The organism is Microbacterium sp. Leaf159 (assembly GCF_001423615.1).
Lineage (GTDB): Bacteria > Actinomycetota > Actinomycetes > Actinomycetales > Microbacteriaceae > Microbacterium.
The window spans coordinates 1,170,704-1,190,322 of record NZ_LMOU01000001.1 but is presented as its reverse complement, the minus strand read 5'-3'; the positions used below and the strand labels follow the sequence as shown (position 1 = coordinate 1,190,322).

20 protein-coding genes and 1 tRNA gene are annotated in these 19,619 nt (G+C 68.9%); 15 read left to right on the top strand and 6 right to left on the bottom strand.

The window, feature by feature from the left end:
• The first annotated feature begins 99 nt into the window (after positions 1-99).
• The 7 genes from eno (at position 100) to ASF80_RS05735 (ending at position 7,258) form a co-directional block, all read left to right on the top strand.
• A complete protein-coding gene (gene eno, locus ASF80_RS05765) occupies positions 100-1,380 on the top strand; it encodes a phosphopyruvate hydratase (RefSeq protein WP_056308775.1) in 1,281 nt (426 codons plus the stop codon).
• 53 nt (positions 1,381-1,433) lie between these two features.
• Positions 1,434-1,997, top strand: coding sequence for an FtsB family cell division protein (locus ASF80_RS05760; protein WP_082488194.1), 564 nt, complete (start codon positions 1,434-1,436; stop codon positions 1,995-1,997).
• Positions 1,998-2,062: 65 nt separating this feature from the next.
• Positions 2,063-2,605: a DUF501 domain-containing protein gene (locus tag ASF80_RS05755; protein ID WP_056308773.1), complete on the top strand. Its 543-nt coding sequence runs from the start codon at positions 2,063-2,065 to the stop codon at positions 2,603-2,605.
• Positions 2,602-3,894, top strand: a complete 1,293-nt coding sequence (locus ASF80_RS05750; RefSeq protein ID WP_056308770.1) for a S8 family serine peptidase — start codon at positions 2,602-2,604, stop codon at positions 3,892-3,894. The genes ASF80_RS05755 and ASF80_RS05750 overlap by 4 nt, the downstream gene beginning before the upstream one ends.
• A 38-nt stretch (positions 3,895-3,932) precedes the next feature.
• The gene (locus ASF80_RS05745; RefSeq protein ID WP_056311819.1) at positions 3,933-5,432 is read left to right on the top strand and encodes an NAD(P)/FAD-dependent oxidoreductase; all 1,500 of its coding nucleotides are present in this window, start codon (positions 3,933-3,935) and stop codon (positions 5,430-5,432) included.
• A gap of 291 nt (positions 5,433-5,723) precedes the next feature.
• Positions 5,724-6,551 carry a hypothetical protein gene (locus ASF80_RS05740; protein WP_056308767.1) on the top strand — a complete coding sequence of 276 codons (828 nt, stop codon included), beginning with the start codon at positions 5,724-5,726 and terminating at the stop codon, positions 6,549-6,551.
• Positions 6,548-7,258 (top strand): DedA family protein, encoded by a 711-nt coding sequence (locus tag ASF80_RS05735; protein WP_414845663.1) that lies wholly within the window; start codon positions 6,548-6,550, stop codon positions 7,256-7,258. Before ASF80_RS05740 ends, ASF80_RS05735 begins: the two co-directional genes overlap by 4 nt.
• Before the next feature lie 12 nt (positions 7,259-7,270).
• Here the strand turns inward: ASF80_RS05735 and ASF80_RS05730 are convergent.
• Positions 7,271-7,343 (bottom strand) — tRNA-Leu (locus ASF80_RS05730).
• A 498-nt stretch (positions 7,344-7,841) separates the two neighbouring features.
• On the opposite strand from ASF80_RS05730, the gene ASF80_RS05725 reads away from it, so the two are divergent.
• The 3 genes from ASF80_RS05725 to ASF80_RS05715 all read left to right on the top strand — a co-directional run bounded on the left by ASF80_RS05725 (position 7,842) and on the right by ASF80_RS05715 (position 11,059).
• The gene (locus ASF80_RS05725; protein WP_056308765.1) at positions 7,842-9,089 is read left to right on the top strand and encodes an alanine racemase; all 1,248 of its coding nucleotides are present in this window, start codon (positions 7,842-7,844) and stop codon (positions 9,087-9,089) included.
• The gene (locus ASF80_RS05720) at positions 9,086-10,399 is read left to right on the top strand and encodes a D-arabinono-1,4-lactone oxidase (protein ID WP_056308763.1); all 1,314 of its coding nucleotides are present in this window, start codon (positions 9,086-9,088) and stop codon (positions 10,397-10,399) included. Before ASF80_RS05725 ends, ASF80_RS05720 begins: the two co-directional genes overlap by 4 nt.
• A 93-nt stretch (positions 10,400-10,492) precedes the next feature.
• A complete protein-coding gene (locus tag ASF80_RS05715; protein ID WP_042542063.1) occupies positions 10,493-11,059 on the top strand; it encodes a LemA family protein in 567 nt (188 codons plus the stop codon).
• A gap of 73 nt (positions 11,060-11,132) precedes the next feature.
• Here ASF80_RS05715 and ASF80_RS05710 read toward each other — a convergent pair whose 3' ends face one another.
• Together ASF80_RS05710 and ASF80_RS05705 are read right to left on the bottom strand one after the other, a co-directional pair.
• Positions 11,133-11,612, bottom strand: a complete 480-nt coding sequence (locus ASF80_RS05710) for a hypothetical protein (protein WP_056308761.1) — start codon at positions 11,610-11,612, stop codon at positions 11,133-11,135.
• Complete coding sequence (locus ASF80_RS05705) at positions 11,609-12,871, bottom strand: winged helix-turn-helix domain-containing protein (protein ID WP_056308759.1); 1,263 nt, start codon at positions 12,869-12,871, stop codon at positions 11,609-11,611. The genes ASF80_RS05710 and ASF80_RS05705 overlap by 4 nt, the downstream gene beginning before the upstream one ends.
• A 78-nt stretch (positions 12,872-12,949) precedes the next feature.
• Here ASF80_RS05705 and ASF80_RS05700 point away from each other — a divergent pair, with 78 nt between their 5' ends.
• Positions 12,950-14,146 carry an AI-2E family transporter gene (locus tag ASF80_RS05700; RefSeq protein WP_056308757.1) on the top strand — a complete coding sequence of 399 codons (1,197 nt, stop codon included), beginning with the start codon at positions 12,950-12,952 and terminating at the stop codon, positions 14,144-14,146.
• Positions 14,143-15,372, top strand: coding sequence for a threonine ammonia-lyase (ilvA, locus tag ASF80_RS05695; protein WP_056308755.1), 1,230 nt, complete (start codon positions 14,143-14,145; stop codon positions 15,370-15,372). The genes ASF80_RS05700 and ilvA overlap by 4 nt, the downstream gene beginning before the upstream one ends.
• A gap of 80 nt (positions 15,373-15,452) precedes the next feature.
• Here the strand turns inward: ilvA and greA are convergent, their stop codons facing one another.
• Both greA and ASF80_RS05685 read right to left on the bottom strand, forming a co-directional pair.
• Positions 15,453-15,944: a transcription elongation factor GreA gene (gene greA, locus ASF80_RS05690; protein WP_056308754.1), complete on the bottom strand. Its 492-nt coding sequence runs from the start codon at positions 15,942-15,944 to the stop codon at positions 15,453-15,455.
• Between the two features lie 96 nt (positions 15,945-16,040).
• Positions 16,041-16,427: a DUF4307 domain-containing protein gene (locus ASF80_RS05685; protein ID WP_056308752.1), complete on the bottom strand. Its 387-nt coding sequence runs from the start codon at positions 16,425-16,427 to the stop codon at positions 16,041-16,043.
• Positions 16,428-16,496: 69 nt separating this feature from the next.
• Between ASF80_RS05685 and ASF80_RS05680 the strand changes: the two genes are divergently transcribed.
• A complete protein-coding gene (locus tag ASF80_RS05680; protein ID WP_235559895.1) occupies positions 16,497-16,781 on the top strand; it encodes a hypothetical protein in 285 nt (94 codons plus the stop codon).
• Positions 16,782-16,807: 26 nt separating this feature from the next.
• Here the strand turns inward: ASF80_RS05680 and trhA are convergent, their stop codons facing one another.
• Positions 16,808-17,536 (bottom strand): PAQR family membrane homeostasis protein TrhA, encoded by a 729-nt coding sequence (gene trhA, locus ASF80_RS05675; RefSeq protein ID WP_056308749.1) that lies wholly within the window; start codon positions 17,534-17,536, stop codon positions 16,808-16,810.
• A gap of 97 nt (positions 17,537-17,633) precedes the next feature.
• On the opposite strand from trhA, the gene ASF80_RS05670 reads away from it, so the two are divergent.
• Together ASF80_RS05670 and ASF80_RS05665 are read left to right on the top strand one after the other, a co-directional pair.
• Complete coding sequence (locus ASF80_RS05670; protein ID WP_056308747.1) at positions 17,634-18,413, top strand: isoprenyl transferase; 780 nt, start codon at positions 17,634-17,636, stop codon at positions 18,411-18,413.
• A 36-nt stretch (positions 18,414-18,449) separates the two neighbouring features.
• Positions 18,450-19,568, top strand: a complete 1,119-nt coding sequence (locus ASF80_RS05665; protein ID WP_056308744.1) for an aminotransferase class V-fold PLP-dependent enzyme — start codon at positions 18,450-18,452, stop codon at positions 19,566-19,568.
• Positions 19,569-19,619 lie beyond the last annotated feature (51 nt).

Below are 19,619 nucleotides of genomic sequence, written 5' to 3'. Positions count from 1 at the left end.
CCCTCCGACGCGAGCCAGGGGCATGAGTCGCAGGCGGGCTAGACTGGGCGCGGATCGACGACGCTCCACACACCTTTTCTCTGAGCAAGGAGCACATCAGTGGCACTGATCGAGGCTGTAGGCGCACGCGAGATTCTCGACTCGCGCGGAAACCCGACCGTGGAGGTGGAGGTGCTCCTCGACGACGGTGTCGTCCAGCGCGCCGCCGTCCCCTCCGGCGCATCCACCGGCGCATTCGAGGCATACGAGCTGCGTGACGGCGACAAGAGCCGCTACGGCGGCAAGGGCGTGCTCAAGGCCGTCGACGCGATCATCGACGAGCTCGGCCCGGCGCTCGAGGGCGTCGAGGCGAGCGAGCAGCGCATCGTCGACGAGATCCTCATCGAGACCGACGGCACCGAGAACAAGCAGCGCACCGGTGCCAACGCGATCCTCGGCGTCAGCCTCGCCGTCGCGAAGGCCGCGGCCGACTCGGCCGACCTGCCGCTGTTCCGCTACCTGGGTGGCCCGAACGCGCACGTGCTGCCCGTTCCGCTGTTCAACGTCATCAACGGCGGCGAGCACGCGGACAACGGCATCGACATGCAGGAGTTCTTCCTCGCGCCGATCGGCGCCGAGACCTACTCCGAGGCGCTCCGCTGGGGCGTCGAGACCTACCACGTGCTGCGCGGCGAGCTGAAGGCCGCCGGCTACGCGACCGGCCTCGGCGACGAGGGCGGCTTCGCCCCCGACCTGCCCAGCAACCGCGAGGGCCTCGACTTCCTCGTCAAGGCGATCGAGAAGGCCGGCTTCACGCCGGGCACCGACATCGCGCTGGGCCTCGACGTCGCCGCCACCGAGTTCTTCAAGGACGGCGTCTACCGCCTCGACAACAAGGACTGGACCGGCCCCGAGCTGATCGAGTATTACGAGGGTCTGGTCAAGGACTTCCCGATCGTCACGATCGAGGACGCACTGGCCGAGGACGACTGGGACAACTGGAAGCTCCTCACGGATGCTCTCGGTTCGAAGGTCCAGCTCGTCGGCGACGACCTGTTCGTCACCAACCCGACGCGTCTCGCCGACGGTATCAAGCGCGGCGTCGCCAACTCGCTGCTCGTCAAGGTGAACCAGATCGGAACGCTCACCGAGACGTTCGACGCGGTCAGCCTCGCGCAGCGCTCGGGCTACACGGCGATGCTCTCGCACCGCTCGGGTGAGACCGAGGACACCACGATCGCCGACCTCGTCGTCGCCACGAACGCGGGTCAGATCAAGGCTGGTGCGCCTGCTCGCAGCGAGCGCGTCGCGAAGTACAATCAGCTTCTGCGCATCGAAGAGGAGCTGGGCGACGCGGCGGTCTTCGCGGGCCGCTCGGCGTTCCCGCGCTACCAGGGCTGAATGCAGCTGAGACAGACACACGCCGCCTGAGCGGCACGTACGGAGGAGGAGCCGTGGCACGACGACCGGCTCCTCCTTCGGCGTCTCCGGGCTCCTCCCGCCCGGCCGCGGCTGCGAAGTCCGCCCCGCGCACCGGGAACTCCCGCCCGCCGCGTGGCGCTGCGAGCAGGGGAGGTCAGGAACGACGCGTCGACGTGCGCGAATGGGCATCCGGCATCCGGCTGTCCGCCTTCTCCGTCATCATGCTGTCGCTCGTCGTCCTGGGTGCGTGGGTGCTCGTCCCCACGCTCGGCACCTTCATCGACCAGCGTCAGAAGATCGCCGCCCTCGAGCAGTCGATCCAGGTCTCCGAAGACGAGATCACCGCGCTCGAGAAAGAGCGCGAGCGTTGGAACGACCCGGCCTACATCACCACCCAGGCGCGCGAGCGCCTCTACTACGTCAAGCCGGGCGAGGTCGTCTACCTGATCGACAACGATCTCGACCCCGCAGCGCTTCCGCAGGAGCAGGGCCCTGTCAGCGACACGCTCGAAGAGACGCCGTCGGACTGGATGTCCCAATTGCTGCGCACCCTGACCGCCGCCGGGCTGAGCGACACGGCCGCGGTCAGCCGCTGAGCACAGTCGCACGCGACGCCGCGGCCTCCGAGCATCCTCCCCGGCGTCTCCCGTACGCTGGAGGAGTGACCACGCCTCCCTTCGCCGCCCCCACGACCGCCGAGCTCGCCGTGGTGTCGGCCCAGTTGGGTCGGCAGGCGCGAGGCGTCGTCGGCATCGCTGCGCGCTGCGTGTGCGGGAACCCGACGGTCGTCGCCACCACGCCGCGGCTTCCCGACGGCACGCCCTTCCCCACGTTCTACTATCTGACGCACCCGGCCGCGACCGCCGCGATGTCGACGCTCGAGGCGACGCAGGTCATGCCCGAGCTCGCCGCGCTGCTCGCCGACGACGAGGACGTCGCGGCGGCGTACCTCGCCGCGCATCAGGCATACCTGAACGACCGCGCGCAGTTCGGCGAGGTCAACGAGATCGACGGGATCTCCGCCGGCGGAATGCCGACACGCGTCAAGTGCCTCCACGCTCTCGCCGGTCACGCCCTCGCCGCAGGGCGCGGTGTGAATCCGATCGGCGACCTGGCGCTCGAGCGTTCGAGCTGGTCGCCCGAGAAGTGCCGCTGCGACGATCCGGGTGCTGCCGTGCGCGACGCCGAGGCATCGTCGGCATGAGGCCGCGCCGGGTGCTGCGCAACGGCGTCGCGCTGGCGGTCGTCGTGGCATCCGTCCTGCTCCTCGGGGCGGCTGCCACGCCGCCTCCCGTGCCCGACGACCCCGCAGATCCCGTGCGTGCTTCGGAGTACTGGCTCGACGGCGCCGGAATCCGTGACGCGTGGCAGACGACGCGCGGCGACGGGGTGACGATCGCGGTGATCGACACCGGCATCGGCAAGGTCCCCGGTGTCTTCGATGAGGCCGTCGTCGGCGGCACCGATGTCTCCGGCACCGGGTCTCCCGACGGGCGCACCCCCGTCGGCGCCATCGACGGCAACCACGGCTCCTGGGTGGCATCGCTCGCCGCCGGCCGCGGCGCAGCCGACGGCAAGGGCATGATCGGGGTCGCCCCGGAGGCGGACCTCCTCTCGATCTCGGTGGGCTTCGGTGCGGCGGCCGCGGTGCCCTTCACGGAGCAGGTCGCGAAGGCGATGCGCTGGGCAGTCGACCACGGCGCCGACATCATCAACCTCTCGTTCACGACCAACACCCTCGACTGGGATCGGAGCTGGGACGACGCGTTCCTCTACGCGTTCGACCACGACGTGGTGGTCGTCGTGGCGGCCGGCAACCGGGGGAGCGGGACGAACATCATCGGCGCCCCCGCGACGATCCCCGGAGTACTCACCGTGGGTGGCGTCGACCAGACGGGGACAGCGAGCATCGAGGCGTCCACGCAGGGCATCACGATCGGCATCGCGGCCCCCAGCGAGGGGCTGCGGGGCGTGTCCGCCGACGGCACGCTCGTGTCCTGGAGCGGAACCAGCGGCGCGGCCCCGATCGTCGCGGGCGTCGCGGCGCTCATCCGCTCGGCGCACCCTGACCTGGACGCCGCCAACGTCATCAACCGCATCATCAAGACGGCGATCCCCGTGCCCGGTGCGGCGAAGCTGCCCGACCCGCTCTACGGCTACGGACTGCTCGACGCCGAGGCCGCGGTGAGCGCCGACGTCGCGAAGGTCGATGAGAACCCGATGGGCGACCTCGCCGAATGGGTGCGGCTGTACCGCAGGGCCGAGACGGTTCCGGAGCCCGAGCCCACTGTCGCACCGGTCGAGGTGCCGCCGCTTCCTGCAGCCGACGCGCCGACGGAAGCCGGTTCACCGTTGCTTCCCAGCGCTGATTCACTGCGCTACGGTACCCTGCCGCTCATCGCGCTCACAGTCCCTGGTATCCTGGTAGCGCTTGGCGTCACCGCAGCTGCCCGGCGCATCCGATCGGCGCGCGCTCGCACGCCACATCCCTGACTCCCGAGGAGTTTTCCCCTGTGCCTCAGAACAGCACTGTGCCCAAGATTCTGATCGTCGGTGGAGGCTACGCAGGCTTCTACACGGCGTGGAAGCTGGAGAAGCACCTTCGCAAGGGTGAAGCAGACGTCACCATGGTCGACCCGCTGCCGTACATGACGTACCAGCCGTTCCTCCCCGAGGTGGCCGCCGGCTCGATCGAAGCCCGCCACTCGGTGGTCGCCCACCGTCGTCACCTCAAGCGCACCCACGTGCTGGGCGCCAAGGTGACGGGCATCAACCATGCCGAGAAGGTCGCGACGATCACGCCGCCCGTGGGCGAGCCCTACGAGTTCGCCTACGACCAGATCGTCGTCACCGCCGGTGCGGTCTCGCGTACCTTCCCGATCCCTGGCATCGCGGACAACGCGATCGGCCTCAAGACGATCGAGGAGGCCGTCGCGATCCGTGACCGCCTGATGTCGAACTTCGACAAGGCGGCCTCGCTGCCTGCGGGCCCCGAGCGTGACCGTCTGCTCTCCGTGGTGGTCGTCGGTGGCGGCTTCGCCGGCATCGAGGTCTTCGCCGAGCTGCGTTCGCTGGCGTCGTCGCTGGTGGGCAAGTACCCGCAGCTGAGCTTCGAGGACACGCACTTCCACCTCATCGAGGCGATGGGCCGCATCATGCCCGAGGTCTCGCTGCCCACGAGCGAGTGGGTCCTCAAGGACCTCGCGAAGCGCGGTGCGAACGTGCACCTCGACACGCAGCTCACCAGCGCGGTCGACGGCAACGTCGAGCTCTCGACGGGCGAGGTCATCCCGACCGACCTCATCGTCTGGACCGCCGGTGTCATGGCGAACCCGACCGTCGTCCGCGGCGGCGACCTTCCCATCGAAGAGCGCGGTCGTATCCAGACCCGTGCCGACCTCCGCGTCGGCACCCCCGAGGCCTTCGTCGAAGGTGCCTGGGCTGCCGGTGACGTCTCGGCCGTCCCCGACCTCTCGGGCGGTGGCGTCGGCGGCTTCTGCGTTCCGAACGCTCAGCACGCCGTGCGTCAGGCGAAGCTCCTCGCGAAGAACGTCGTCGCGGTCCTGCGCGGTGAGGACCCGAAGGAGTACTTCCACAAGAACCTCGGCGCCGTCGCGGGCCTCGGTCTCTACAACGGTGTCTTCCAGTCCGGCAAGATCGCGCTCAAGGGCTTCGTCGCCTGGGTCGCGCACCGTGGCTACCACGGTCTCGCGATGCCCACGTGGGAGCGCAAGTTCCGTGTGGTCTGGGGCTGGTGGAACAACCTGTGGCTCGGCCGCGACCTGGTGAACCTCGAGACGGTGCAGAACCCGCGCTACGTCTTCGAGGAGTTCGCCGCTCGCCCGCGTCCGGCAGCTCCCGCGACCACGGCCCCGGCCGCTCAGGCCGCCGCCGCCGACAAGGCCGCAGACGAGAAGCCTGCCGGTCAGAAGACCGCAGCGAAGAAGCCCTCCGCCAAGAAGCCCGCAGCGAAGAAGCCCGCTGTCGAGACGGCGGCCGAGAAGGCCTCCGAGACGGCTGCAGCCAAGTAGGGTCTCTCCACGAACGCCCCGTTTCCGCTCCGGAATCGGGGCGTTCGTCGTCTCCGGTGTGGAACGAAGGCTCGCACCGGGCTCATAGGAGCGGTCGTTAGGCTCGGTGGAGCAAGGGGAGTACTCCCGTCTGCGGTGGTGTCGTCATTACGGACATGATGTCGTGTCCCGGCCCACCGGCCCGTGAGGGTGGAGGAGACCTGGCGTCCGTATTCGCGGACGACCATGGACCCTCGTCGCACCGCTGTCGATTCCCGTGGTCGTCCACACGCCACGAAGGAAATCGACACCATGGGAAAACTGACCAAGCTCATCGGCATGGCCGCTCGCGCGCTCGATCTCGACGACAGTGGACGCGAAGGGCGCAGTGACCAGCGGTCGGCGCAGCCACAGGCGGCCTCGCGGCGATCGACCGCGTCTCCCGTCTCTCCGCGCCCCACCGTGCACGACCCGTACGCACCGCCCCCCGCGCGCCCGACGGGGCAGGATGTCTCTGCGGCGCCGACTGCCCGGGGCGTCGCCACGGGTGCTGCCTCGGATGCCGATCGCGCGGCGATCGCCCGCTACGACTACCTGCTCGAGACGGCCGATCCCCGCACCGTCGAGCAGATCCACCGCGAGGCGTTCGCGCGCCTCACTCCCTCGCAGCGCTCACAGGTGCAGGAGCGAATGAACACGGAGCTCTCGCCCGGGGAACGCCCCGCGTCGTCATCGGTCGATGATCTGGCGCGTGCGGCGGGCCGCACGGAAGCCGCTCGACCCGGGCGGATGCGCGGACTGCTCTCGCGAGTCCGGGGTGGCGGTGCCGCGGGAATGGTCGGCGGCGCGGCCGTGGGCGTGCTCGGTGTCGTCGCCGTCGGCGCGGTGGGGAGCGCGGTCGCCGGGCCCCTCCTCGAACAGGCGGCCGGACTCGGCGTCGACTTCGAAGCCCTCGCCCAGGGCCTCGACGTCGAGGCGATCGCGAGTGGCCTCGGCGGCGAAGAACTCGCGGGTGCGGCGGAGGGAATTCTCGGATCGGCGGGGGAGACGGTGTCGGGCCTCGGAGATGCGGCGGGCGAGTGGGGACAGCGTCTGGGTGATCTCGGGATCCCCGGCATCGGCGACCTGTTCAGCCGATGAGCGTGTCGGGCTCCGTCATGGCCGCCGCCGCACAGGCGGACCACGGTTTCTCCGGCCTCACCGGCTTCGCCGCTGACGTCCTCACCGCACTCGGCGACGTCGGAGTCGGCGTGCTGGTGTTCGTCGAGGTGCTGATCCCGCCCATCCCGAGCGAGGTGATCCTTCCCTTCGCCGGATACCTGAGTCAGAGCGGCGATCTGAACCTCGGGTGGCTCATCGTCTGGAGCACCCTCGCGTCGTGGATCGGTGCGCTGCTGCTGTACTGGCTCGGCGCGGCGGTCGGGGTCGAACGAGCCGTGCGATTCCTCGCGGCGACGAAGCTCGTGAGTCGTTCGGACCTCGACCGAGGAGCACAGTGGTTCCTGCGCAGCGGAGGATGGACGGTGCTCGTCGGCCGCCTGGTGCCGGGCGTCCGGAGCCTGATCTCGATCCCGGCCGGAGCGACCAGGATGAATCTCGTCCGATTCAGCCTGTACACGATCGTGGGAAGCGGTCTGTGGAACTCGTTCCTCATCGGGGTCGGCGCCGCCCTCGGCACCCAGCACGAGCAGCTCGAGGGTGTTCTCGGGTACGTCGACTACGTCGTCTACGCGGCGATCGCCATCGCCCTCGGCATACTCGTCGTCCGTCGAGTGCGCGAGGCGCGCGGATCGGGACCCGTGCGGTCGTCTCAGGCTGCTGACCGGCCCGGCGGAGTGCTCGAGTGACAGAGCGCCGGGTGCCCCCGCTGGGACTCGAACCCAGACTGAAGCGATTTTAAGTCGCCTGCCTCTGCCATTGGGCTACGGGGGCGGTCGGCCTTGACTCTGGCTCAGAGTACACGGGGGTCAGAGGCGGGCGCCCGTCAGGGGGACGCCCGCCTCTCCAGCACGCGAACTGACCGCCGGCGACCACGGGGAGGCGGGTCGACGGCCGCGGCACTGCGGACCGCTCCGGAACGGTCCATCAAGCAAGACCCCGATCGAGTGGGAACGTGACGGTGCCCTCCGAAATCTTCGAGGCGGGATTCGGCGTCCACGCGAGCGGGCGCAAGAGAGACGGGCCTCTCAGTGCCCGTCTCTCTCCTGATGCTGCTGAGACAGCATCGCCACCCCCCGGCAACCGGCCGAACACGGCCGGTGAGCCCGTCTGAACGACGGTCCCAGAGGTTAAGACGGTGATCGTCGAGGTTCATGACGTCGCTTCTGGCTAGAGTATTGGGATTCTGTGAGTGCCCCGATCACAGCTGCGCCGTGCGACTCGATTCCAGAAAGAATGAATCCGAGTTCGATCACGCCGTAGGGTGGGGGAGTGCTCGACCTCACCGCCGATCTGAGCCCTGAAAAGGGACCCTCCGCCGTCTCCCCCGAGTGGCAGGACCCGTCGCGATTCTGGCCGCGCCTCTCCGCGGCCACCGGGCACCTGCCTGCTCCCGTCGCGGTGATCGACCGCGAGGCTCTGCGGCACAACGCCATGGACCTGCTCGTCCGCGCGGGAGGGCTGCCGATCCGCGTCGCCTCGAAGTCCGTGCGCGTGCGCTCGGTGCTCGATGCGGTGCTGGAACTTCCCGGCTACCGGGGGATCCTGGCGTTCACCCTCGCCGAAGCGCTGTGGCTCGCGGAGACCCACGACGACATCGTCCTCGGTTACCCGACGGTCGACCGCGCAGGGCTCGCGCAGCTCTTCGCCTCGGAAGAGGCCGCCGCTCGTATCACTCTGATGGTCGACGATTCCGCGCATCTCGACGTCATCGACAGCGTCGCTCCCGCCGGAAGCCGCCCCGACATCCGGGTGGCCATCGATGCCGACGCATCGCTCCGGTCGGCCGCTCTCGGGCACATCGGGGTGCGCAGGTCGGCACTGTTCACCGCCGGCGAGGTCGCCGCATTCGCTCGTACGATCGTCCGTCGCCCCGGCTTCACCCTGGTCGGGCTGCAGATGTACGAAGCGCAGATCGCCGGCCAGGGCGACAACGCGGGGGCGGATGCTCCGGTCATCCGTCTCGTCCAGGCGCGCTCGCGCGCCGAACTGCGCGAGCGGCGAGCAGCGATCGTCAGAGCGCTCACCGATATCGCACACCTCGAGTTCCTCAACGGCGGCGGCACCGGATCGCTCGAGTTCACCGGCAGCGACGAGTCTCTGACGGAGGCGAGCGCGGGCAGCGGACTGCTGGGCGGCCACCTCTTCGACGGGTACCGTTCGTTCCGCCCGGCCCCGGCATCCGCTTTCGCGTTCGACGTGGTGCGGCGACCGACCGCCGACATCGCGACGGTGCTCGGCGGTGGATGGATCGCATCGGGACCCGCACTGGCCTCCCGTCAGCCTCTTCCCGTGTGGCCGCAGGGACTGCGCACGCTCCCGCGTGAAGCTGCGGGAGAGGTGCAGACGCCGTTGCAGGGGCGCGAGGCCGCGCGACTGGGCGTCGGAGACCGCGTCTGGTTCCGGCACTCGAAGAGTGGTGAACCCGCCGAGCGCATCCTCAGTTATCAGCTCGTCTCCGGCGACGAGATCATCGACGAGCTGCCGACGTACCGCGGCGAAGGAAAGGCGTTCCTGTGACGAGGATCGGTGGCACCTGGCAGAACTGGGGGCGATCGGCGCAGGTGAAACCACTCCGCGTGGAGCGCCCTCGGACGCCGGAAGGGGTGCAGCGCGCCGTCAAGGCGGCCGTCACCCAAGGCCTCACCATCAAGGCGGTCGGCGCCGGCCACAGCTTCACCGGAATCGCCGTGGCTCCGGGTGTGCTGCTCGAGCTCGACGACCTCCAGGGGCTGGTGTCGGCCGACGCGGCCACCGGGCGGGTCACGCTGCTCGCAGGCACGCGGCTGCACCGCATCCCCGGCCTGCTCGCGCCGTTCGGACTGGCGATGGAGAACCTCGGCGATATCGATCGACAGTCCATCTCCGGTGCGATCTCGACGGGGACGCACGGCACCGGCGCCGGGTTCGGCGGACTCGCGACGCAGGTGGTGGGCGTCACGCTGGTCACGGCGGCAGGCGAGTTCCTGCGCATCGACGCGGAGCAGAACGCCGAGATGCTGCCCGCCGTGGCGCTGGGCCTCGGTGCGCTCGGCATCATCGTCGACGTCACGCTCCAATGCGTGCCCGTGTTCGTGATGAAGGCGATCGATGAGCCCGCGCCGCTTGACGACGTGCTCGCGACCCTCGCTCACCGTGTCGCAGCGTCGGATCACTACGAGTTCTACTGGTTCCCGCACACCGACGTCGCCCTGACCAAACGCCAGACCCGCGTGCCGGAGTCGACGAGACGCGAGCCCCTTCCGGTGGTGGGCCGGTGGATCGACGAGACCCTGCTGTCGAACGGCGTGTATCGAGCAGCCTGCGCGGCAGGGCAGGTCGTGCCCGCCGTCACTCCGCCGTTCAGTCGTCTCGCGGTGAAGCTGACGGGCGATCGCAAGTACACCGACCTGTCCCACCGAGTGCTCACGCAGAGCCGCACCGTGCGGTTCCGCGAGATGGAGTACGCGCTGCCCGCCGGGAACGTGGTTCCCGCCTTCCGTGCCGTGCGTGCGCTCATCGAGAAACGCGGGTGGCGGATCGAGTTCCCGATCGAGGTGAGGTTCGCCGCGGAGGACGACCGGTGGCTGTCCACCGCATACGGGAGAGCCACCGGATACATCGCCGTGCACCGCTACTGGCGAGCCGATCCGACGACGTATTTCGAGGCGGTCGAGCAGATCATGCTCGAGCACGGCGGGCGCCCGCACTGGGGCAAGCTGCACACTCTGGGCTCGGAGCAGCTGCGCGAACGGTATCCGCGATTCGGTGACTTCACGGCGCTGCGGGATCAGCTCGATCCCGATCGCCGGTTCACGAACCGGTATCTGGATCGCGTCCTCGGTGAATGATCGGGATATCCCGCGGCCGTGCGGGGCCACACCCAGTCGACGCGCAGACTGCGCCGATAGGATGAGACAAACACGAGGAAGGGTGGGCCTCTGATGGAATGGCTCGTGCCGGTACTGATCGTCGTCGGTGTGATTCTGCTCATCGGAATCTACCTCTGGGCGACCTACAACTCGCTGGTGCAGCTGAACGTGCGCGTCGACGAGGCCTGGAGCGGCATCACCGTGCAGCTGAAGCGCAGGGCGGACCTGATACCCAACCTCATCGAGACGGTCAAGGGCTACGCCTCGCACGAGAAGGCGGTGTTCGAGAACGTCACCCGTGCGCGCGCTGAGACGCTGTCTGCCGGGAGCCCCGGAGAAGCGGGAATCGCAGAGGGACACCTGCAACAGGCCCTTCGCAGCCTCTTCGCGGTGGCCGAGGCGTATCCGCAGCTGCAGGCGAGCCAGAACTTCCTGCAGGTTCAGCAGGCGCTCGTCGACACAGAGGACAAGATCCAGGCGGCCCGCCGGTTCTACAACGGCGGCGTCCGAGAGCTGAACACGAAGATCAAGGTCTTCCCCAACAACCTGTTCGCCAAGGGGCTCGGATTCACCGAGCGCGAGTTCTTCGAGGTCGCGGACAGCGGTGCGATCTCCGAACCGCCGCGCGTGCAGTTCTGACGTCCGAAGGCCCGATGCGCACCGCCGCATCGGGCCTTCTTCGTACCCGGGCGGAGGAGCCAGGTGCGGTGCTTCACCAGACGTCGAGATCGACCCGGTCTCCGTCGACCGCGACGTCGCCGCGGACTCTCCACGACTCGGTGCGGTAGGTCTCGGTTCTCGCGGCGCCGTTCTGCCCGGTGCCCGACACCGTCGCGACGAGAACTCCGCCGTCAGCGATGAATCCGTCGTCGGTCAGCTCCAGCACAGGCATCCGATCGATTCGGAAGCGCACGCTGTCGACCGCCGCGAACTCCATACCCCAGGGGATCCGGATGCCGCACCTTTCGGGGACGGCGCCCCCGGTGACCTCTTTCGCCGTGCAGCTCTCGAGGTGTTCGTCGAGCTGCTGCTGCGCGAGCGACTGTGCGTCGGCGGTGGGTGCGACGGTCGCGGTGGGCGATGCCTGAGGCGACGGACGGACGCTCGATGACTGCCACAGCCACACCGCCGCCACGGCGATGACGAGGGCGGCGACGCCTCCGCCGATCGTCCACGCGAGGCGACGTGTCATGGCGTGGCTTCCCTGGCGTGCACGTGGCGCCGAACAGACGCCCCCGAGTGGCCGGAGAGGGCATCGTGCAGGCTCTCGGAGGCGGTGCCCCACCCCGATACGGAGATGTGGGCGAGCCCCTGCCACGACGCGGCGAGTGCCAGCTCGGCCGCGATCCGCTCCGCATCTTCATGGGGCCTGGCCTGCGGCTCCCACCAGGCCGACTGCACCTGGAGTGTCGAAGTCGCCCGATCGGACTTCAGATCGACCCTGGCGACGATCCGGTCACCGACGAGCACCGGCAACGAGTAGTACCCGTAGCGCCGCTTCTCGGCGGGGACGTAGATCTCGATGCGGTAGTCGAGGTCGAACGCGCGCAGCGCCCTGTCGCGGAACCACACGACGGGGTCGAAGGGCGTCAGCAGAGCCGCAGCATCGACCTTTCGCGGGAGCGCGGCCTCGTGGTGGCGCCAGGTGGCAAGCGGGCGCCCCGCGCGCTCCCAGCCTCGCACCGCGACCGGGAGGAGCTCCCCGGCATCGACGAGATCGGAGATGGATTGCGACACCGCCGCACGATCGCGGATGCGGTGGTAATCGGCGAGATCGGACTGCGTCGCGACTCCGGAGGAACGTGCCGCGCGTCGCGTGAGCTCGCGGATCGCCTGGTCGCGGGGGATCTCTTGTGAGAGCACGGAGTCAGGGATCACGTGCTCGGCGAGCGCATAGCTGCGCTCGAAGCCCTTGCGGCCACTGATCGCCACGTCGCCCGTGCGCCACAGGTGCTCGAGAGCGAGCTTCACGTCGTCCCAGTCCCACCAGGTGCCGCGTTCGCGAGGAGCATCGGCTCTGAGGTCGGCGGGGCGCAGCGGGCCACGATCCCGCAGCTCGTCCCGCACCCAGCGCAGAGTGCGGGTGTTGGTGCTCATCCAGGAGTCCGGCCCCGCCCAGCGCGCACGGAAGTCGTCCATGCGGAACCGCCAGAGCGGCCAGTCCTCCACCGGGATGAATGTCGCCTCGTGGGCCATGTACTCGACGTAGTGGGTCGTGCGCGAGTGGAACACCCGGTCGAGCAGCGCGGGGTCGTACGAACCCAGACGCGAGAACAGCGGCAGGTAGTGCGAGCGTGCGAACACGTTGACCGAGTCGATCTGCAGCACGCCGAGCCGATCCATCACGCGATGCACGTGCCGAGCGGACACGGAACTCGGCCGGGCACGGGTGAAACCCTGCGCAGCCAGCGCGATTCGACGCGCCTGGGCAGAGCTGAGAGTGTCGGTCACGTCGCCAGCGTATCGCCGGTGTCGGACATAGTGACCCCGTCGTCATGCCGCCCGACGGCAGCGCCGTAGACTTGGGCGATGAGCGAAGAGCAGCGTCCGCGGCTGAGGGATCTCTTCCGTCCACGCCCGGTGGCGTCGGACCGTGTTCCGACCGCCGATGCCGATGCGACGGTGCCGGTCGGACTGCGTGTCACGGCGGCATACGCGTGGCGGCTGCTGCTGATCGCGGCCGTCGTCGCCGGCTTCATCTGGCTCGTGATCGAGCTCAAGCTCCTCGTCATCCCGCTCATGGTGGGCATCCTGATCACCGCGCTGCTCTGGCCCGGGTTCCAGTGGATGCTTCGCCACCGCTTCCCGCGGTGGCTCGCCGTCGCCCTCTCGATCATCGGCACGCTCGCGATCGTGTCGCTGCTGCTGTGGCTCGTGATCTGGCAGATCCGCGCCCAGCTCCCCGATGTGCAGGAGCGCAGCTCCCAAGCCGTCGACGAGTTCCGCACGTTCCTCCTCGACGGCCCGCTGCACCTCAGCGAATCGCAGATCCAGGGGTACATCGATCAGGGACTCCAGATCATCAACGAGCAGACGCAGACGCTGCTCAACGGCGCCCTCGCGGTCGGCACCACGGCGGCGCACGTCGCGACCGGCGCCGTGCTCTCGCTCTTCATCCTCATCTGCCTGCTCGCCGACGGCCGAGGCATCTGGGGGTGGACGCTGCGCCTCTTCCCGCGCGCCGCGCGCCCCGCCGCCGACGCCGCCGCGAGCAACGGGTTCGCCACGATCGTCAACTACGCACGCACGCAGCTGCTCGTGGCGGCGATCGACGCGGTCGGCATCGGAGTCGGCGCGGCGCTGCTCGGCGTCCCGCTCGCGATCCCCGTCGCGGTGCTCGTCTTCCTCGGATCGTTCATCCCGATCGTGGGTGCCGTCGTGACCGGCGCGATCGCCGTGCTGCTCGCGCTCGTCTACAACGGCCCCTGGATCGCCCTCGCGATGCTGGCCGTGGTGCTCGGAGTGCAGCAGCTCGAGGGTCACATCCTGCAGCCGATCCTGATGGGGTCGGCCGTGAAGGTGCATCCGCTCGCGGTCGTGCTCGTCGTCGCCGGCGGCTCGATGGTCGGCGGCATCCCCGGCGCGCTGTTCGCGGTGCCTCTCGCAGCGTTCGTCAACGTCGCAGCGGTGACCGTCAGCACGGGGTCGTGGAAGACCGGCGACGTGCCGAACGCAGACCTTATCTGGAGTACAGTTCCGCGCGAGCGGAGACGGAGGAATCGATGAGCGCAGTCCCCAGCCTGGACGAGTTCGAGAAGGCAGCTCAGAGCCTGGCTGAGGTGATCACGCGAACGCCGACGTTGCCCTCGCGCGCGCTGTCGGATGTCCTCGGAGCGCCGGTCGTGCTCAAGATGGAGAACCTGCAGCGAACGGGGTCCTTCAAGATCCGGGGATCCGCATATCGTCTGTCCCAGCTGAGCGCCGAAGAGCGCGCACGCGGGGTGGTCGCGGCCTCCGCCGGAAATCACGCGCAGGGCGTCGCCCTTGCGGCGCAGACTCTCGGAATCCCGGCGACCATCTTCGTGCCGATCGGCATCCCGGTGCCCAAGCTTCTCGCGACGAGGAGCTACGGTGCCGAGGTCGTGCTCGAGGGGGAGACCGTCGCGACCTCGCTGCGGCTCGCCGAGGAGTTCGCCGAGCGCACGGGGGCTGTGATCATCCATCCCTTCGACCACCGCGACGTCGTCATCGGTCAGGGCACCCTCGGACTGGAGCTGCTCGAGGACGCTCCGGACGTCGACACGATCGTGCTCGGGATCGGCGGAGGAGGCCTCATCGCCGGCGTCGCCGCCGCCGTGAAGGCGAAGGCCGCAGAGCTCGGCCGCACCGTCCGCATCATCGGCGTCCAGGCTGAGAACGCCGCGGCGATGCTCCCCTCGCTCGAAGCCGGGCACCCCGTCGACATCGAGACGAAGCCCACGATCGCCGACGGCATCCTTGTCGCCCGCCCCGGAGCCATCCCGTTCGAGATCATCAAGGACCTCGTCGACGAGGTCGTCACGGTGACGGACGACGACCTCGCACGCGCCATCCTCGTGCTGCTCGAACAGTCCAAGGTGATCGCGGAGCCCGCGGGTGCCGTGGGAGTCGCGGCGATTCTCGCCGGCAAGGTGAAGGCCAGCGGCAAGACAATGGCCGTCGTCTCAGGCGGCAACATCGATCCGCTGCTGCTGCAGCGCGTGGTCTCGCACGGCCTCGCGGCATCCGGCAGGTACCTGACGATCCGCATCCCGCTTCCCGACCGCCCCGGTCAGCTCGCGCGCGTGTCCGAGCTGATCGCCGAGGCGGGAGCCAACGTGATCGAGGCCATGCACACCCGCCACGGCCACGGACTGCAGATCAGCGAGGTGTTCCTCGAGCTCAGCGTCGAGACGCGCGGTGCCGAGCACTCCGAGCACACGCTCGACACGCTGCGTCGGGCGGGCTTCCACCCGATGATCGTTCCGGACTGAGCACCCGAGCGTACGAAGAGGCCCCGTCCGAGCGGACGGGGCCTCTTCGTATGACGGGCATGATCGCCCGGTCGGCGACGTCAGCCGGTGTAGGTCTCGACGTTGACGATCTCGACGGCGATGGAGCGCCCGTTCGGAGCCTCGTACGACGACTTCTCGCCGACCTTGAGACCGAGGATCGCCTGCCCGAGCGGGCTGGCTTCGCTGTACACGTCGAGGTCGCTGCCGCCGGCCGCGATCTCGCGGCTGCCGAGGAGGAAGACCTCTTCGCCTCCCGCGACCACCGCGGTGACGACGGTGCCCGGCTCGACGATGCCGCGGCTGGCGGGAGCCTCTCCGACCTTCGCGGTCTTGAGCAGGTTCTCCAGGGTGCGGATGCGCGCCTCCTGCTTGCCCTGCTCGTCCTTGGCCGCGTGATAGCCGCCGTTCTCCTTGAGGTCGCCCTCTTCGCGGGCCGCTTCGATGCGCTTGGCGATCTCGTCGCGTCCCGTCGTGGACAGGTGTTCCAGCTCGGAGACGAGCCGGTCGTATGCTTCCTGCGTGAGGAAGGGAACCTGAGCGTCAGTAGACATGACGAAGCTCCTTCGGTAGGTACCCGCCGACGATCCGCGGGGGATATGCCAAGACGCCCCGGCAGGTTGCCAGGGCGTCGTCTTGCTGCGACGAGTCTAGGCGACCCAGCAGCTGTTCACCAAACCTGTCGTCGCGGCCGAGACCGTGGGAACCGTGGCCGAGAGGGCCTGGGAATGGGTGTCGCCGGCGGGGATCTCGACGACCTTCCACCCCACGACGCCGAACTCCTCGTCGAGCGCCTCGACGACGCAGGCCACGTCCTTGCCCTGCACTCCGGTGATCTGGAACCGCACGTTGACGGTGTGCTCGTCGACCAGATCGAAACCGAGATCGTCGGAGTCGACCGCGTTCATCTGGGTGGTCACGGTCATCCATCCGAAGGCTCCGACGAGCAGGACGGCGATCGCGATGACCACGATCCACGGGCCTCGTCGCCGGCGGGTGCGGCCGTATCGGTCGTCGAGCTGTTCTGCGGTTGTCACGGGGTGGCGCTTCCGGTCGTTAGGCTGGTAACTCCAGGTTATGCGACCTGCGCATGAAAGGCCGACTCCGTGCTTGCTCTGACCGAGACCCCGATGCCGACGCCCACGATGACGGTTGACCCCCAGCTGGTCACGCCCGGCTTCGTCGGCTTCGCCGCCGTGGTGATCATCCTGGTCGCCGTGATCCTCCTGATCCTCGACATGAACCGACGGATCCGCCGCGTGCGGTACCGGGAAGAGGTCAGAGAAGAGCTCGACGCCGAAGAGGCCGCTCTCAAGGCCGATGAGGCGACCGAGACGGATGCCGGCCTGCCGATCGTCCGCGAGGGCGACGACGATCCCGACAAGCGCTGATCAGTCACTGAGACGCTCAGGCTCGGTCACGCTCCGAGCGACGGCGACAGCGGCGCCAGGGCGATGAGCAGGCACGCTGTCCAGTGGCACAGGAATGCCAGCACCGTGCAGACGTGGAAGATCTCGTGGAAGCCGAAATGGCCCGGCCACGGGTTGGGTTTCTTGAGCGCGTAGACGATCGCCCCGCCCGTGTACAGCAGGCCGCCGATGATGACGAGCACCATCATCGCCGCGTTCGCGACGAGCAGGTCGGCCATGTACATCACGGCCGCCCAGCCGAGCACCAGGTACAGCGCCACATAGAGCCAGCGCGGGGCGTTGATCCAGAACACCCGGAACAGGATGCCGAGCAGAGCGCCGCTCCAGACGAGCACGAGGAGCAGTGCCCCCTTCTCGGGCGGCAGGGCGAGCACGGCCAGCGGTGTGTAGGTGCCGGCGATCAGCAGCAGGATGTTCGCGTGGTCGATCCGTTTGAGGACGACCTTGACCTTCGGGCTCCAATCGAACCGATGGTAGAGCGCGGAATTGCCGAACAGCAGCAGCGACGTCGCCATGAAGACCGCGGCCGCCCATTTCGCGGCCCCGCCCTGGGCGACGATGATGAGCACCACACCGGCGACGATCGCGACGGGGAACGTGGCCGCATGGATCCAGCCGCGCCACGTCGGTCTGATCTCGACGGCGGCGTCGTGCGCCGCCTCCTCCAGGAGGGGCAGCTGGGGGACGTCAGGTACCGAGGAGTCGGGAGTGCTCACGCTCTCACTCTATGCGGGCCGCCATTCCACCACGCGTACATATCCTGAGCGTCAGCCCACTGTCGCTCGGGCCCCGGCACGATAGCGTAGGGAGGTGATGTCACGTGATGGTCAGGGGCGGGGGCCGCTGTACCGGCTCTACACCAGCAGGCTGCGCCGCCACCTGGACCCGGCGTCCGTTCCGCACCACGTCGCGATGATGATCGACGGGAATCGGCGATGGGCCCGACAGCTCGGATACGAGACCCCGGCCGAGGGGCACCGGGCAGGTGCCGCCAAGATGCGGGAGTTCCTCGGATGGTGCGACGAGCTCGGAGTCCGTGTCGTCTCTCTCTATCTGCTCTCCAGCGACAATCTGCTCAAGCGTGACTCCGCAGAGCTGGCCGACCTCATCGAGATCATCGCGGAGCTCGCCGAGGCGCTGTCGCAGGAGCCTAACTGGCGGGTCAAGCACGTCGGACGATCCGACATCCTGCCGCCGGAGCTCGCCAGGGTGCTCGACGACGCGCAACAGCGCACGCGCGATCACACCGGACTCCATGTGAACCTCGCGGTCGGCTACGGCGGACGCAATGAGATCGTCGACGCGGTTCGCAGCATCGTCACGTCGCACCAGGCCTCGGGCGGAACCATCGAGGATCTCGCCGCGCACCTCACTCCCGAGATGATCGGAGAGCACCTCTACACCGGCGGGCAGCCGGATCCCGATCTCGTCATCCGCACGAGCGGTGAGCAGCGTCTGAGCGACTTCCTGCTCTGGCAGAGCGCGCACAGCGAGTTCTACTTCGTCGAGGCACTCGGCCCGGATCTCCGCCAGGTCGACTTCCTGCGTGCGATCCGCGACTTCGCAGACCGCGATCGGCGCTTCGGGCGCTGATCCGAGGCGTTCTGAACGCCGTGCCAGAATTGGTCGGTGAGTGCTTTCGACGCCTACCTCGCCTCCTTCGACGGCGAGCCGGGTTATCTGAACTGGGCGGCCTTCGGGCCGCTGTCTCCTTCGGTTCGCGAGGAGGTCTTCGCCGACGCGGATCTGCTCGCGAGCGGTCGCCCCTCGTCCCTCGCGCTCGTGGCCGAGCGAGTCGGACAGGCACAGGATCTCATCGCGCAGATGCTCGGGGCGGATGCCGCCGATGTCACGCTGCAGCCCTCTTCGACCCACGGCCTGATGCACGCGCTGTACGGGCTGAGCGGATCGGTGATCGCAGGCGGCGCCGAGTTCCCGAGTGTCAGCCTCACGCTCGAGCGTGCCGCCGCGGCATCACGTGGATCGCTCGCCCCGCGCTGGCTCGCGCCGGCTGACGGACGCATCACGCCGGATGCCGTCGCCGAGGCGCTCGATGCGGATGTCTCCGCCCTCGTGCTGAGCCACGTGGACTTCCGCACGGGCTATCGCGCCGACCTCGCTGCGCTGCGAGAGCTGATCGGCCCCGACCGTCTGCTGATCGTCGACGCGGTGCAGTCGTTCGGCGTGGTGGACGCCGACTACTCCGCGGCCGATGTCGTGGTGGGCCACGGGTACAAGTGGCTGCGCGCCGGACGCGGCAGTGGTTTCGCGTGGTTCTCGCCCCGCGCGCGGGAGAGGATCGCACCTCTGCTCAGCGGCATCACCGGTTCGTCGTCCGCAGGGCTTCCCGTCGACGACCTCCCGGCTCCGTCTCCGACGGCGCAGGCCTACACGGTCAGCGGCCCCGACACGCTCGCGGCAGGTCGGCTCGCGATCGGCCTGCGCGACGTGTGCGACGCCGGTGTGGCGGCGATCGAGGCGCGTCTCGCCGAGCAGGTCGACGCGGTCATCGAGATCGCCGATCGGCACGGCGTCCCGGTGGTCTCCCCGCGCGAGCGCGGGCGTCGTGCCGGCATCGTGTCGTTGCTCCCCGACGAGCCGGCTCGCCTCGCCGCCGCGCTCGCGAACGCGGGTCTCGTGGTCACCGCGCGCGGCTCATCGATCCGTGTGGCGCCTCATGCAGGCACGGATGCCGCCACCTCGGCGATGCTCGACGAGGCTCTTCAGGGATACGGCACCGCCCGTTAATCAACACGTAACGAAGTGATGGCGTGTCGAGTCGGGTTAATGTCGGCACCT

Excerpts from the sequence above, each read along its gene's own strand:
- ASF80_RS05750 (WP_056308770.1), top strand. The coding sequence starts at position 2,602 with ATGAGGCCGCGCCGGGTGCTGCGCAACGGCGTCGCGCTGGCGGTCGTC.
- ASF80_RS05740 (WP_056308767.1), top strand. The coding sequence starts at position 5,724 with ATGGGAAAACTGACCAAGCTCATCGGCATGGCCGCTCGCGCGCTCGAT.
- ASF80_RS05735 (WP_414845663.1), top strand. The coding sequence starts at position 6,548 with ATGAGCGTGTCGGGCTCCGTCATGGCCGCCGCCGCACAGGCGGACCAC.
- ASF80_RS05715 (WP_042542063.1), top strand. The coding sequence starts at position 10,493 with ATGGAATGGCTCGTGCCGGTACTGATCGTCGTCGGTGTGATTCTGCTC.
- ASF80_RS05710 (WP_056308761.1), bottom strand. The coding sequence starts at position 11,612 with ATGACACGTCGCCTCGCGTGGACGATCGGCGGAGGCGTCGCCGCCCTC.
- ASF80_RS05700 (WP_056308757.1), top strand. The coding sequence starts at position 12,950 with ATGAGCGAAGAGCAGCGTCCGCGGCTGAGGGATCTCTTCCGTCCACGC.
- ilvA (WP_056308755.1), top strand. The coding sequence starts at position 14,143 with ATGAGCGCAGTCCCCAGCCTGGACGAGTTCGAGAAGGCAGCTCAGAGC.
- greA (WP_056308754.1), bottom strand. The coding sequence starts at position 15,944 with ATGTCTACTGACGCTCAGGTTCCCTTCCTCACGCAGGAAGCATACGAC.
- ASF80_RS05670 (WP_056308747.1), top strand. The coding sequence starts at position 17,634 with ATGTCACGTGATGGTCAGGGGCGGGGGCCGCTGTACCGGCTCTACACC.